Raw genomic sequence first — 14008 nt, forward strand, 5'->3', positions numbered from 1 at the left:
TGTCACTCTTTCACGAAGATCCGGTTTTCGGATTTGAACTTGCGCTCGCCGTCCTGACTGATCAGAAGAATCAGCGTCCAGTTGCCTGCCGCCAGGTTCTCGACCTCACCCACATACCGGCCGCCGCCATCGGCGTGGAACGTTACCTGGACGTCGGCCCCGTCATGGACAGGGTTGCGCAGCATGGCGTTCAGCTCGACCCCATACAGCGGTGCGCCCTCCGCATCCTTTGCCGTCACGACCAGTTTGCCGCTGTCAGATCCGTTGAGCACAAGTTCGCTCGACACCTGCCATTTCAGATCCGCCTGCAATTTGGCGGCGGCGATTTCCTGATTGTAGGCCTGGCCGGCTTCGTAGGAGCTTTCCACCACCACGCCCGGGAAGGACCCGAGCGCGAGATAGATGAAAACGGCATTCGCGGCGAATATCACACCGAAGAAGCCAAGCAGCCAGGCGAGTACCGTCTTGCCGGTGATGGCCTTGGGGTCTTTCATGTTCGACTGAACCATTGTCATCAGTTGCTCCTCAGGGGGTTCCCGGTGCCTTGAACGTGTCGTTGGCCGTCACGACCTCGCCCATGACGCTTTCGGTGATCCGGAAAGTCACAGGCGTTGAATGCGGCATCTTCACCCAGGGTGGCGATGTCACCAGGACGCGCACTTCCCGTGTCGTGTCGGGCCCGACGGAAACGATCGGCCGGCCGGCAAAGGTTGCCTCGACACCCACGGCCTCGACCAGCGTATTGGGCGGCATGCCTTCCACATGCAGCATGAAGCTTCGGTCGTGCCGGCGCTTGTTGGCGAGGCGCACGGTGTAGCCGTTGCGGACCGTGCCGTCCGACTGTTCGACGAAGACCGGATTGCGGTCATGCAGCACGCTGATATCGGAGAAATCGCGGTTCAAGAGCGTGAACAGCATGATCGCACCGACCAGCGCGATGATGGCGGCATAGATGACCGTTCGCACCCGGACGATCTCGTAGACCGGTTCCTTGCCTTCGATCCGGCGCTCGATATTCTCGTCCGTATCATAGGCGATCAGGCCCGTCGGCTTGCCGATCTTGGTCATGATGTTGTCGCAGGCATCGATGCAAAGGCCGCACTGGATGCAGTCCAACTGCATGCCCTTGCGGATGTCGACCCCGGTCGGGCAGACCTGGAAACACTGGTAGCAGTCAATACAGTCACCCGCCGGCAGACCTTCGGCCGCAAGTTTCTTGTTCTGCTTGAGCGACCCCCGCGGTTCGCCCCTGTCCCAGCGATACGTGACGTTGAGCGCCTTCTCGTCGGTCAGCGCCGCCTGGATGCGCGGCCACGGGCACATGTAGATACAGACCTGTTCGCGCATGAAACCGGCCAGCAGATAGGTGGTCGTCGTCAGGATCGCGATCCAGATGTAGGCCACCATGGGCGCCTGAAAGGTCAGCAACTGCCAGACCAGCGTCGGCGCGTCGTTGAAATAGAGTACCCAGGCCCCGCCGGTCCACCAGGCGATCATCAGCCAGAAGAAATGCTTGGTGGCCCGCTTGCGCACCTTGCCGAAGGTCCAGGGGTCCTTGTCGAGCGCAATCCGTTCGCGGCGGTCGCCTTCAACCTTGCGCTCGACCCACAGGAACAGGTCGGTCCAGACCGTTTGCGGACACAGGTAGCCGCACCATATCCGGCCGGCGACCGCGTTCATGAGGAACAGCGCCACGGCGGCGATGATCAGGAGCCCGGTCAGGTAATAGACTTCCTGGGGCCAGATCTCGATGAAGAAGAAGTAGGCCCTCTTGGCCTCCATGTCGATCAGGACGGCCTGATCGGGCGCGTTCGGTCCGCGATCATAACGGATGAAGGGCAGGAAATAATAGATGCCCAGGGTGATGAAAAGCAGCGTCCACTTGATCCTGCGGAACAGGCCGTGGGTTGCCATGGGATAGATTTTCTTGGCAGACGCGAACCAATCCTCGGATTGCGCGCCCTCCTGCGTCTCGGTGTCCGTAGACATACCGTCCGTCCTTTTCAACGCGACCCCGCCCCAATGGGATCTTCGGAAAAACATTCACCGCTCAACGTTAGCAGCGTGAGCTTAAAATAAACCGGCGCAAAGCGTCACACTTTGCGCCGGATCAATTCGTTGCGGCGATCCGGCACTTTTGTCGCACCGGATCTCCTAGGTGTTACTGACCGCCCCCGAAGGAATGGACATAGACGGTCAGCGACTTGATTGTCGCCGGGTCCAGACGGTCCACCCAGGCGGGCATCACGCCGTTGCGCGGGTTGTTGACCTGCGCCTTGATGGCCTCGAGCGACTTGCCATAGAGGTAGTTTGCGGAGTTCAGGCTCGGCGCGCCGAGTTCCTGAATGCCCTCGAGATTCTCACCATGACAGGCTGCGCAATTGTCCACGTAAAGGGTCTGCCCAGCCGCCAGGTCGACGCCGTCGTCGGTCTCGAGACCGGCACGGGACGCGACAAAGTTGGAGACCTGGCTGACTTCCTCACGGCTCAGCAATTCGTCGCGGCCGAAGGCCGGCATTTCACCGATGCGGGCATCGTCGTTGCCGCTACGGATGCCGTAGAGCAGCGTGGTGTGAATGTCGTCCAGCGTGCCGCCCCAGAGCCAGGTGTCGTCCTGCAGGTTCGGATAGCCTTCCGCGCCCGTACCGCCGGAACCGTGGCACGGTGCGCAGTTGTCACCGAAAGCCGCCTGGCCGTTGGCCAAGGCGAACTGCAGAAGCTCCTGGTCCGCCGCAATGTCGTCCAGCGACGCCGCGACGATCTTGTCGGCAAACTCCGAGCGGCCGGCAACGCCGTCATCATAGGCCTGGATCGCTTCCAGGCGCTGGTTGGCCCCCAGGACACCGGAGGTGTAGCTGGAGATCAGCGGCCAGGAGGGATAGAGCACCCAGTAGATCACCGCCCAGACGATGGTGACGTAGAACAGGTACAGCCACCATTTCGGCAGGGGATTGTTGAGTTCCTTCAGGCCGTCCCATTCGTGGCCGGTGGTTTCGACCCCGGAGATCTGGTCGACTTCCTTGTTATGTGTGTCTGACATCAATCAATCCTCCCGAAACGGGATCTGAGCAGCGTCGTCGAACTTTTTGCGGTTCTTGGGCCACAAGGCGTAGGCCAGGACGATGCCGAACAGGAGCATGAAGTAGAGAAGGCCCCAGGTTTGAGCGAAGCCTGCGAATGCGGAATAAGTCTCGTTCATCGTCCTTACCTCGCGTTTGCAGCGTCGTCATAGATGGAGAAGTCGACCATCGTGCCGAGGACCTGGAGATACGCCACGAGAGCGTCCATCTCCGTGACCTCGCCCGGATTGCCGTCGAAATCGCGGATCGTGGCGGTCGGCCAGCGCTCCTCGAAGGCGTAGGCGGCATCCGAATCCGGCCTGGCCTGACCCAGCAAGTCGCTTTTCGCATTGGCGATCTGCTCTTCCGTGTAGGGCACACCAACGATGGTGTTGACGGAAAGGGCCGCTTCGATGTCACGCGCATCCAGCTTGTTTTCCGACAGGAACGGATAGCCCGGCATGATCGAGGCAGGAACCAGGGAACGCGGATCCTTCAGGTGCTCGACATGCCAGTCGTCCGAGTATTTCCCGCCGACACGGGCCAGATCCGGACCGGTCCGTTTGGACCCCCACTGGAACGGATGGTCGTACATCGACTCCGCAGCCAGCGAGAAGTGTCCGTAGCGCTCCATCTCGTCGCGCATCGGGCGCACCATCTGCGAATGGCACAGATAGCAGCCTTCGCGGATGTAGATGTCGCGTCCGGTCAGTTCCAGCGGCGTGTAGGGCCGCATCCCTTCCGTCTTCTCGATCGTGCTCTTCAGGTAGAAGAGCGGTGCGATCTCGACCAGGCCGCCGATGGCGACCATGACCAGAATGCCGACCAGCAGGACGAAGGAGTTCTTTTCAAAGACTTCGTGTTTTTTCCATGCAGACATGTTTCTCGCCTCCCTTATTCGGCCGGAGCCAGGGAGCCAGCCGGCGTGGCATCGGCTTCTTCAGCCTCGCCGTGACGGACGGTCATCCAGAGATTGTAGGCCATGATCAGGGCGCCGACCACGAAGAGCGCACCGCCGAGAGCACGGATGATGTAGAAAGGATGCATCGCTTCCACGGTTTCCACGAAGGAGTATTCCAGGAAGCCGAGGCTGTCATAGGCGCGCCACATCAGGCCCTGCATGATGCCGGACACCCACATCGCGGTGATGTAGAGAACGATGCCGAGCGTGGACAGCCAGAAGTGCCAGTTCACCAGTTTCAGCGAATAGAGGCTCTTCTTGTTCCACAGCCACGGAACCAGGCAGTAGATCGCACCGAAGGAGATGTAGCCGACCCAGCCGAGCGCACCGGAATGCACGTGGCCAATGGTCCAGTCGGTGTAATGCGACAGGGAGTTGACCGAACGCAGGCTCATCAGCGGACCCTCGAAGGTGGACATGCCGTAGAAGGCGACCGAAACCACCATCATGCGCAGGACCGGGTCGGTCCTCAGCTTGTCCCAGGCACCCGACAGGGTCATCAGACCGTTGATCATGCCGCCCCAGGAGGGCATCCACAGGATAATCGAGAAGGTCGCGCCGAGGGTCGAGGCCCATTGCGGCAGAGCCGTGTAATGCAGGTGGTGCGGTCCGGCCCAGATGTAGATGAAGATCAGGGCCCAGAAGTGCACGATCGACAGGCGGTAGGAGTAGACCGGCCGTTCGGCGCGCTTCGGGATGAAGTAATACATGATGGCCAGGAAGCCCGCGGTCAGGAAGAAACCCACCGCGTTGTGGCCGTACCACCATTGCACCATCGCATCCTGCACACCCGCCCAGACGATGTAGGACTTGGTCGAGTAGATCGAGACCGGGATCGTCAGGTTGTTGGTGATATGCAGCATGGCGATCGTGACGATGAACGCCAGATAGAACCAGTTGGCCACATAGATATGCGGTTCCTTGCGCTTCCACAGCGTGCCGAGGAACAGGAGCAGGTAGAACACCCAGACGATGGTCAACCACAGGTCGGCGTACCATTCCGGCTCGGCATATTCCTTGCCCTGCGTCGCACCGAGCAGATAACCGGTACCGGCGATCACGATGAAGGCGTTGTAACCCAGGATCACGAACCAGGGCAGGATCTTGCCCGGCATGCGTACACGGCAGGTCCGCTGCACCACATACATGGACGTCGCCAAAAGCACGTTGCCGCCAAAGGCGAAAATCACCGCGGAGGTGTGCAACGGGCGCAGGCGGCCGAAGTTGGTCCAGGGCAGATCGAAGTTGAGTGCCGGCCAGGCCAGCTGCAACGCGATCACCAGGCCAACCGTGAAACCGGCAATGCCCCAGAACATCGCCGCGATCGCGCCGAACTTGACCGGCCCGATATTGTAGTTGGGTTTGCCATCGATTTCTGCCGGGATCGGTTCCCCGCCATCGTCGAAGTATTTTTTGAAGATCAGAAAGACACTGACGGCGGCGAACAATGCGCCGATGCCAGCGTGAAATGCCATGACCTGATCAAAGGTCTTGCCCGCCACGATGATGCAGGCAAATGCAAGCAGCACGAGGAAGATGGCAAAACCACCTTCCTCGAGCGAGACCATTTTGGCCTTGTTTTGTGCCATTTTAGCGCCCCAGTCCTTAAAATCGTTACAAGGTGCCAACGATGGCACGACCATGTGCACGACTTCGTGAAAGCCGCGTTGATTCATATCAAGATACCATGCCTGAGTTGGGTTGAAATGGTCGAACACCGTGTCGCGCAAGACCGGCAGATTGTCGCACACAAAGGCAGAAAACTGCCCTAAGGCTCCGAACGGGCCGCTTTTTCGACGCCCTCTCCCGTTGATTGTGCTAGGCCATGAGCTGCTCCCCACCAGCCGGGTTGCCGGCAAGCCTGCGCTGCCCTCTCCAAGCCGTTCCAGCCTTACCGGACCCCGCGCCTTGACCACGCAGTCTTCCAACAACGCCCTCTTGCAGCCCAATGTCGCCGGCAGCCTCTGGATGATCGCCGCCATGGGGGCCTTTGCGCTCGAAGACGCCTTTGTCAAACGCGCCGCCCTCCAGCTGCCGGTGAGCGAGATCCTGCTGTTGTTCGGACTTGGCGGGGCATTGGCCTTCTGGGCGCTGGCAGCGATGAACAGGGAGCCGATATTCAGCCGTGACGTTACATCACGCGTGATGCGGATCCGATTCGTCTTCGAACTGGTCGGCCGCCTGTTCTATGTGCTGGCCCTCGCCCTGACGCCACTGTCGTCCACCACCGCGATCCTGCAGGCCGCCCCGATTTTTGTCGTGCTTGGCGCCGCGCTGTTCTTCGGTGAAACCGTCGGCTGGCGCCGCTGGACCGCGATCTTCACCGGCCTTTTCGGCGTGCTCATTGTGCTGCGCCCCACGGGCGACAGCTTCTCCATGCTGTCCCTGCTCGCTGTCATCGGCATGCTGGGATTTTCCGGACGCGACCTGGCCAGCCGTGCGGCGCCCGCGTCCCTGAGCACCAACATTCTGGGCTTCTACGGCTTCGTGACGATCATTGTCGCCGGATTGGTGTTCGGCCTGTGGGACCGCACACCGCTGATCCTCCCCTCCGCGTCGGCACTGACGGCCCTTGCCGCCGCCGTCGGCTGCGGTGTGTTTGCCTATGGGGCGCTGATGAAGGCCATGCGGACCGGCGAGGTCGCCACCGTGACGCCCTTCCGCTATTCACGGCTGCTGTTCGGTGTGCTTCTTGGTGTCATCTGGTTCGAGGAAAGCATCGACGCCCAGATGCTGATCGGCTGCGGCATCATCGTCGGGTCCGGCCTGTTCATCCTGTGGCGGGGCAACAAGGCGCGGTCGCGGAACTAGGGTCCGTCACCTAGTCCGGCGTGCGCATCTCCTCCCGGGCAAGCAGCCGGAGCTCCGCAGCGAGCCTGTCGACGGTCTCGTCGCCGCGTCCCCCGGGAAGGCTCCACAGCGAAATCGGTTCCGGCAACGGAACGGACACCGAAAAGGGGGCGACCAGCGCGCCCGAGGCCAGGTGTCCCGCGACCAGCGACCTGTGCGCCATCAGGACCCCCGCTCCACTGAGCGCTTCCTGGACCGCAAGCGAATAGAGTGAGAACACCGGCCCCCTGGGAGCAAACTCCAGTCCGGGAAAGGCTCCGTCCGCCCAGGTCTGCCAGTCCCCCGCCCAGGCCGTGTCGGTCAGACAGACCGCGTTGAGCAGGTCTTCAGGCCGTGTCAGCGACCTGGCCACCTCCGGTGCGCAGACCGGCAGCATCTCGTCCTGCACAAGGGCCGCACCATCCGCGGCCCCGGATCCGGCATAAAACAGGCACAGATCGAAGGGAACGCGTTTCAGGTTCGGCGGCACCTCCATGGCGGTGATCGAGACATCGACCTCCGGAAGCCTGGTCCGGATGGCCGGCAGTTTCGGGGCCAGCCATAGTTCGGCAAGTGCCGGCAAGGCCGCAATATGCACCCGCCTCGGCGCGGCCTCCCGCCTGAGTGCCGTGACCGCGAGACCGAGGCTGTCAAATGCGGCCACGAAACCCGGCAGCGCCCGTTTCCCGAGCGCGGTCAGGCCGACACCCCGGGCGTGGCGAACGAACAGCGCCGCGCCGATGTCCTCTTCAAGTGATTTGATCTGTGCCGCCACCGCGCCCGGCGTGACCTGGAGCTCCTCGGCCGCCAGTGCGAAACCGCCAAGCCGGGCGGCAGCCTCGAAAGCCCTGAGAGCGTTGAGAGACGGCAGTCTGGGGAAGGGAGGCGCAACCGGCATGATCAAGACCTATTTTTTCTAGCCCTTGAAATTCTAAAATCTGGTTTGCCGAAACGCAAGCCGTGCCTGAAACTGGTATCAACCTACTTGTCCCAGCCAGGAGCCCCCAATGAGTGTCGTGAAAACAAGTCCGTGGTTGCCGCAAGCCGCCATTGCCCGCATCGACGAGATCACGGCGGCAACCGCCGCGCTGTCCAGCGAAGGCCTTGCGTCGCGCATTGAGGCGCTCGCGGAGGAAAACAGGAAGATCCACGAGCGCGATTGCTTCAACCTCAACCCGGCCACCAATGTGATGAACCCGCGGGCCGAGGCGCTGCTCGCCAGCGGTCTGGGGTCGCGCCCCTCCCTTGGTTATCCGGGCGACAAATACGAGATGGGCCTGGAGGCGATCGAGGAAATCGAGGTGATCGCCGCGAACCTGGCCTGCGAGATCTTCCGCTCAAAGCATGCTGAAATCCGGGTCGCCTCGGGCGCACTCGCCAATCTCTATGCCTTCATGGCAACGACGAAGCCAGGCGACACGATCATCGCACCACCTGCATGCGTCGGCGGTCATGTCACTCATCACGCCCCGGGCTGTGCCGGGCTGTACGGCCTCGACATACATGAAGCACCGGTGGACGCGGACGGCTACACCATCGACCTGGAAGGCCTGCGCGCCCTGGCAAGACAGGTGCGGCCGAAGCTGATCACCATCGGCATGAGCCTCAATCTCTTTCCGCATCCGGTGCGTGAAATCCGCGCCATCGCCGACGAGGTCGGCGCCCATGTGCTGTTCGACGCGGCCCATCAATGCGGCATGATCGCCGGCGGCGTTTTTGCCGATCCGCTGGCGGAAGGCGCGCATCTGATGACCATGAGCACCTACAAGAGCCTGGGTGGACCGGCGGGCGGGCTGATTGTCAGCAACGATGGTGACCTCGCCCGGAAGCTGGACGCCATCGCCTTCCCGGGGCTCACGGCCAATTTCGACGTTGCCAAGTCCGCGGCGCTGGCGATCACGCTGCTGGACTGGAGAGACTTCGGCAAGACCTACGCGCAGGAGATGGCGGCAACGGCCCGCGGTCTCGCGGAGGCGCTTGCCGCCGACGGCCTGCCGGTCTTCGCCACCTCCAAGGGCATGACCGCCTCGCACCAGTTCGCGCTGGAGGCGGCGGCCTTCGGCGGTGGCCAGACCGCCTCGAAAAAGCTGCGCATGGCCGGGTTCCTCGCCTGCGGCATCGGCTTGCCGATTGCTCCGGTGGAAGGCGACATGAACGGTCTGAGGATCGGAACCCCGGAGCTGGTGCGCTGGGGCATGAACGAGGAGCACATGCCGGAGCTTGGCAAACTGATTGCCGAGGCGCTGCGCTCAAACGACCCCCACGCCATGGCAGGCCGTGTCGCGGACTGGCGCAAGCAGTTCGACCGCCTGCATCATATTCACGGCTGAAATGCAGTCAGGGCTGTTGCCGCCCCAGAACAAGCCCCGTGACAAACGGCAGGAGCAGCACCATGCCGGTGAAGCGGGCGATCTGGTGGGCGGCGACAAATGCCGGGTCGAGGTCGAGCATGAAGGCAAGCAGCGTCATCACCTCCAGCCCCCCCGGTGCGTAGGCCAGCAGTGCCTGGCCGAAGGGAATGTCGACAAGGCTCGACGCGAGCAGGGCACCGGCAATCGATGTCAGGAAGGCCGCGCTGAACGCGGCCAGGGAAGCGCCAAGCACACTCACGAACTGGCGGAAGGTCATGGTTGCAAAGCGGCACCCGATCATGGCGCCCATCATGACAAACGAGGGCACCACCACGTAATGCGGCAGCACCAGCGTCAGCGCACCGGAGGCATTCAGCCCCGCGCTCATGAAGAATGCCCCGGTCATCCAGCCACCCGGAACCCTGAGCCTGACCGCCAACCAGCTTGCAGCGAGACACAACGGCACGCCGAGCAGCGTCTCGAGCGGACTGGAGACATACGGCGCGCTGCCGTTCCCGCCGACCGCGCCGCTGGAGGACACCACCGCGAATGGCAGGATCGCAACCAGTACAAACAGGCGCAGCGACTGGCTGGAGGCAATCCGGGGCAAATCGGCGCCGCGGTCGGTCGCCAGTGCGATCACGTAGGACAGCGCGCCCGGAATGGCGCCGAAATAGGCCGTTTCCCGCGACCACTTCGCACCGAAATGCAGGACCACGTAGCCCACGAGCGTGACGCAGACGACAACCAGCACCAGAAGCGCCATGGAGATCGGCCATTCCCCGACCCGCTCGACCACGTCCGGCCGCACGCCCGCCCCCATGGAAATTCCGATGACGATGAACAGGGCGTCGCGCAGCCTGTTCGGCAAGAGGGTCGGGGCACCGGCCAGCGTTGCCACCGCCACGAACACCATCGCGCCGGAGAGCCATGCCGCCGGCAGGCCGATAACCTGAAAAATCGCGCCGCCACAGGCTGCGATCACCAGCGTCAGGCCCAGGCGGAGCGCGGCAGTCTTTATTTGGGAGAGCGTCATGGGCAACCGGATATCATCATCGGACATCCGGAGCTATAGCGCGAAGAAAACGACCTTTCATGATTGATTGCATGGATCAACATAATCAATATCAATCAGTCACGCCCGCCAGCGAAACCGGCTTTGGTTCCGTGAAGGGCAGCCCCTCAATTCCTTCCCTTTCGCAGGCCCGGCGGAGTGCGGCCCTTTCCTCGAGGCGCTCACACACCCCACGCAGAAGCGGCGTTGCCGCGAGGTCCCACCTGCCCTTATTGCCATAGATCTGTGTCCAGCGTGCACAGGCGGCAAGATAGATGTCAACGCAGGTGAGTTCCCTGCCCAACAGGAATGGGCCACCTGACGCGTCAAGTTCCGCCTCCAGATGACGGAAAGCCGCGGCGATCCGGCCCAGCAATGTGTCCGCAAACAATTGTTGCCGGGTTTCATCGGGCAGGTAGCGTTCCACCTTGAAGGAAATGCGCAGGTCCGAATGAAGTGTGTTGGACAGGAAAAACAGCCATTTCAGATACCGGCCGCGCGCCGGTGACGTCGCCTCCGGAGCAAGCGCCCCGTACCGGTCACACAGGAAGAGAAGGATCGCCCCGGTCTCGAACAGCGGCGCATCCTGGCCGGGAACTTCAAGGACCGGGATCAGCCCTTGCGGATTGAGATCAAGATAGGCCCTGGACTTCTGCTGCGCGGCGGCCCTGTCAACGGGGACATAGTCATAGGCTGCACCAAGTTCCTCCAGGACCATGCGGACCACCAGGTTCGCGCTGTCGGGAGACCCGTGCAGCCGGTATCGCGTCAGCGTGGTTCCGCTTGCACCCTGGTCATGCCCGGAAGGAAGACACTGGTTCATGCCGGCTTTCCTCTTTTGTTTTCGGTTCGGCTTCCGCCTTGAGCAATATCAAGGCAGCCCGAAGCGTCGGCAGCCTAAATGACCGCATGATGAAAGATCCGCTCTCCCACGCCATGCGCAGCGTTCCGCGCTACACCAGCTATCCGACCGCGCCCCATTTTCACGACGGGGTTACGGCAGAGACCTATGCCGACTGGCTCGGAGCGGTCGGACCGGACGACTCTCTGTCGCTCTACCTGCACGTTCCCTACTGCCGGGAACTCTGCCATTATTGCGGCTGCCATACGAAGGCGACCCGCCAGGATGCGCCACTCAAGGCCTATGCCACGACACTTGGCGCGGAAATCGGCCTGGTCGCCTCCCACCTGACACAGGCCGGCCCTGTCCGGCATATTCATTGGGGTGGCGGCACGCCGAGCCTGCTGCCGCGGCAGAGCCTGGTCGATCTTGCCGGCCTGATGCGGGTCCATTTCGACCTGGCGGAGGATCTGGAACACGCCATCGAGCTCGATCCCCGGCTGGTCACTGCGGAGCTCGCCGAAACTCTGGCGCTGATCGGTGTCAACCGGGCAAGCCTCGGCGTTCAGGATTTCGATCCGGGCGTCCAGAAGGCCATCGGACGCGTTCAACCCTATGAGACCGTGGCAAGGGCGGCGGCGCATCTGCGCGGCGCCGGCTTGAACGCGCTCAATTTCGACCTGATGTATGGCCTGCCGGGACAAAGCCGCGAAACCATCCTGGACAGCGTTGAAAGAACCCTGACGCTGTCACCCGGACGGATTGCGCTGTTCGGCTATGCACACGTACCCTGGATGCGCAAGCACCAGCGGCTCATCGACGAGAGCACCCTGCCCTCGGCCGCCGAGCGGCTCGAACTGGCGGACCTGGCCCGTGCCGAGCTTCTCAAGGCCGGCTATGTCGCCATCGGGCTCGACCATTTCGCCCGCCCCGACGACAGCATGGCCATCGCGCTTGGCGACGGCTCGCTGAAACGCAACTTCCAGGGCTACACCACCGACCAGGGTGACCAGTTGATCGGCTTCGGCGTTTCCTCCATCGGCAAACTGTCCTCCGGCTTTGTCCAGAACATGCCTGATGTCGGAAACTGGCGCCGCGCCGTGGAAAAGGGACATTTGCCGGTCTCCAAAGGCTTGGCCCTGTCGACCGACGACCGGCTGCGCGGGCGCATCATCGAAGAGATCATGACCAGCTACGAATGCGACCTGACGCCGGTCTGCAAGTCTTACGGCCTGACACCCGGCCATCTGCAGGACGCGCTCGCAACACTGGGCGAGCTTGCCGCGGACGGGCTGGTCCGGCTTGAAACGGATACAAACGACAATGCCAGGGTCGCGGTGACCGAGGCTGGCCGCCCCTATGTGCGTCTCGCCGCGGCAGCCTTTGATGCCTACCTGGCGCATGGCAAGGCGCGGCACTCGGCGGCCGTATGAGCCAGCGGCCGGCGCCGCGGAAAGGAAAAGGCATCGCCTCGCGCAACCTGAATTGCGACATCGCCGTCGACTGAAACAAAAAGAGCCGCGAAACCGCGGCTCTTGCAAAGTCAGAAAGGTGACGTCCGGTCAGTGCATGCCGGTCATCTGGCAGAGGTTGCAGACCTTGTTGAGATGGATCTTGTCCGCCTTGTCGACCCGGATCACGCCCTTGCGTTTCAGGTCGGACACGACACGGCTGACGGTCTCGATGGTCAGGCCGAGATAATCGGCAATTTCCTGGCGGGTCATGTGCAAATGCAGGTCATACCCGTCGCCCCCGGCCTCCGCCGGTCCGACACAGCCCACTCCGCCACGATCCGGCACCAGGTGCAGCAGGAAGCTGGCAACCCGCTCCACCGCGGATTTGCGGCCGAGCAGCACGGCGTGTTCATGCAGGAGCCGCATCTGGTTGGTCAGGCTTTTGGTCAGGGTGCGCTGCAATTCGTCGGACCGCTCCACGTGCCGGAGATCGATTTCCTGAACTTCGGCATCCGTCAGCGTTTCGGCAGTGCAATCGTTTTCCTCGCCGCCGGCCAGACCGAAAATGTCGCCCGGCCGCAGGACTTCAACGACCTGGCGGCGCCCGTCCGGCAAGAGCTTGTAGAGCATCACCGATCCCTTGACGAGCTCGTAGAGCCGCCTGGCAGGGTCGCCTTCATAGTAGATGACGGCATGGGTGTCGTAATGCGCCACCTTGCCGCCGAAATCAGAAAATGATGTCCCGTTGGGAGTGCAAAGCGGTACGCCTTGATGTCTTGCACCGGTGCCCTGGCCCGGGAGGCCCGCGTCGAAATAAGCCATAGTCCCTCCTTCGTGCATCTTGCACGGCAACTGATTGCGGCAGTGCCGCAGTGTTTTCCCCGACGCCGATCGTCCATGCGTCCGGAGAAAGGCCAGCTGCGCATGGCGTCCCGTCCGACGCTTCGCAGCTTGCAGGAGGAACACTAACCCTCTAACCGGCCTGAAGAAATTCGTTCGACTGCGTAAGAAGAACTACATATGAGACGCATCGTAGCAGGCGCGCGGAAGACAAAACCCGCTGCGCCTTACACCAGGACAGCGGTAATCATCTCAATCGACAAGGGTTTTCTGAGAACAGTCAGGTCGGGCAGATCACGCAAGTGCCGCTGCAGTTTGGTGTGCGACTTTCCGGAAATGGCGACAATGCTCGGCGGATCATTCCGGTTCTTAAGTTCCTGCACGATCTCGGAACCGCTCCGTCCGGGCAGCCCCAGATCGACAATCACAAGGTCTCCGGCAGACGGGACGCCCGATGCAAGAAAGGTCTCGCCGTCTCGATACGTAACGGCATGATGATCGAGGGCCTGCAGCACAACCGCAAGCGCGTCAGCCACCGCCTCGTCATCTTCGACGATATGAACGATCACGCACATTCACCCTTCAAGCCGGGCGGGATTGCCCGGACCATCGGCCTATA

14 protein-coding genes are annotated in these 14008 nt (G+C 62.2%); 3 read left to right on the plus strand and 11 right to left on the minus strand.

Going from position 1 to position 14008, the window contains the following annotated elements; genetic code table 11:
- Positions 1-2: 2 nt before the first annotated feature.
- The 6 genes from O6760_RS29965 to ccoN form a co-directional block, all read right to left on the minus strand.
- The gene (locus O6760_RS29965) at positions 3-515 is read right to left on the minus strand and encodes a FixH family protein (RefSeq protein WP_269583311.1); all 513 of its coding nucleotides are present in this window, start codon (positions 513-515) and stop codon (positions 3-5) included.
- Positions 516-525: 10 nt separating this feature from the next.
- Positions 526-1989, minus strand: coding sequence for a cytochrome c oxidase accessory protein CcoG (ccoG, locus tag O6760_RS29970; RefSeq protein ID WP_269583312.1), 1464 nt, complete (start codon positions 1987-1989; stop codon positions 526-528).
- 172 nt (positions 1990-2161) lie between these two features.
- Positions 2162-3040 (minus strand): cytochrome-c oxidase, cbb3-type subunit III, encoded by an 879-nt coding sequence (ccoP, locus tag O6760_RS29975; RefSeq protein WP_269583313.1) that lies wholly within the window; start codon positions 3038-3040, stop codon positions 2162-2164.
- Between the two features lie 3 nt (positions 3041-3043).
- The gene (locus O6760_RS29980; RefSeq protein WP_269583314.1) at positions 3044-3199 is read right to left on the minus strand and encodes a cbb3-type cytochrome c oxidase subunit 3; all 156 of its coding nucleotides are present in this window, start codon (positions 3197-3199) and stop codon (positions 3044-3046) included.
- A gap of 5 nt (positions 3200-3204) precedes the next feature.
- A complete protein-coding gene (gene ccoO / locus O6760_RS29985) occupies positions 3205-3939 on the minus strand; it encodes a cytochrome-c oxidase, cbb3-type subunit II (protein WP_269583315.1) in 735 nt (244 codons plus the stop codon).
- 14 nt (positions 3940-3953) lie between these two features.
- Positions 3954-5609, minus strand: coding sequence for a cytochrome-c oxidase, cbb3-type subunit I (gene ccoN / locus O6760_RS29990; RefSeq protein ID WP_269583316.1), 1656 nt, complete (start codon positions 5607-5609; stop codon positions 3954-3956).
- A gap of 319 nt (positions 5610-5928) precedes the next feature.
- Between ccoN and O6760_RS29995 the strand changes: the two genes are divergently transcribed.
- Positions 5929-6831: a DMT family transporter gene (locus O6760_RS29995; protein WP_269583317.1), complete on the plus strand. Its 903-nt coding sequence runs from the start codon at positions 5929-5931 to the stop codon at positions 6829-6831.
- Positions 6832-6841: 10 nt separating this feature from the next.
- Here the strand turns inward: O6760_RS29995 and O6760_RS30000 are convergent, their stop codons facing one another.
- Positions 6842-7747, minus strand: a complete 906-nt coding sequence (locus O6760_RS30000) for a LysR family transcriptional regulator (RefSeq protein ID WP_269583318.1) — start codon at positions 7745-7747, stop codon at positions 6842-6844.
- 109 nt (positions 7748-7856) lie between these two features.
- Here O6760_RS30000 and glyA point away from each other — a divergent pair, with 109 nt between their 5' ends.
- Entirely contained in the window at positions 7857-9179 is a 1323-nt protein-coding gene (gene glyA, locus O6760_RS30005) for a serine hydroxymethyltransferase (protein ID WP_269583319.1), read from the plus strand.
- 7 nt (positions 9180-9186) lie between these two features.
- On the opposite strand, the gene O6760_RS30010 is transcribed toward glyA, so the two are convergent.
- Both O6760_RS30010 and O6760_RS30015 read right to left on the minus strand, forming a co-directional pair.
- Entirely contained in the window at positions 9187-10236 is a 1050-nt protein-coding gene (locus O6760_RS30010) for an AbrB family transcriptional regulator (RefSeq protein WP_269583320.1), read from the minus strand.
- A gap of 91 nt (positions 10237-10327) precedes the next feature.
- Positions 10328-11077: a glutathione S-transferase family protein gene (locus O6760_RS30015; protein ID WP_269583321.1), complete on the minus strand. Its 750-nt coding sequence runs from the start codon at positions 11075-11077 to the stop codon at positions 10328-10330.
- Between the two features lie 86 nt (positions 11078-11163).
- Between O6760_RS30015 and hemN the strand changes: the two genes are divergently transcribed.
- Positions 11164-12528 carry an oxygen-independent coproporphyrinogen III oxidase gene (gene hemN / locus O6760_RS30020; RefSeq protein ID WP_269583322.1) on the plus strand — a complete coding sequence of 455 codons (1365 nt, stop codon included), beginning with the start codon at positions 11164-11166 and terminating at the stop codon, positions 12526-12528.
- A gap of 129 nt (positions 12529-12657) precedes the next feature.
- Here hemN and O6760_RS30025 read toward each other — a convergent pair whose 3' ends face one another.
- On the minus strand, positions 12658-13371 hold the full coding sequence (locus O6760_RS30025; protein ID WP_269583323.1) for a Crp/Fnr family transcriptional regulator: 714 nt from the start codon (positions 13369-13371) through the stop codon (positions 12658-12660).
- A gap of 245 nt (positions 13372-13616) precedes the next feature.
- Positions 13617-13964, minus strand: a complete 348-nt coding sequence (locus tag O6760_RS30030) for a response regulator (RefSeq protein ID WP_269583324.1) — start codon at positions 13962-13964, stop codon at positions 13617-13619.
- Between the last annotated feature and the right edge of the window lie 44 nt (positions 13965-14008).

This window comes from Roseibium sp. Sym1, assembly GCF_027359675.1.
Taxonomy (GTDB): domain Bacteria; phylum Pseudomonadota; class Alphaproteobacteria; order Rhizobiales; family Stappiaceae; genus Roseibium.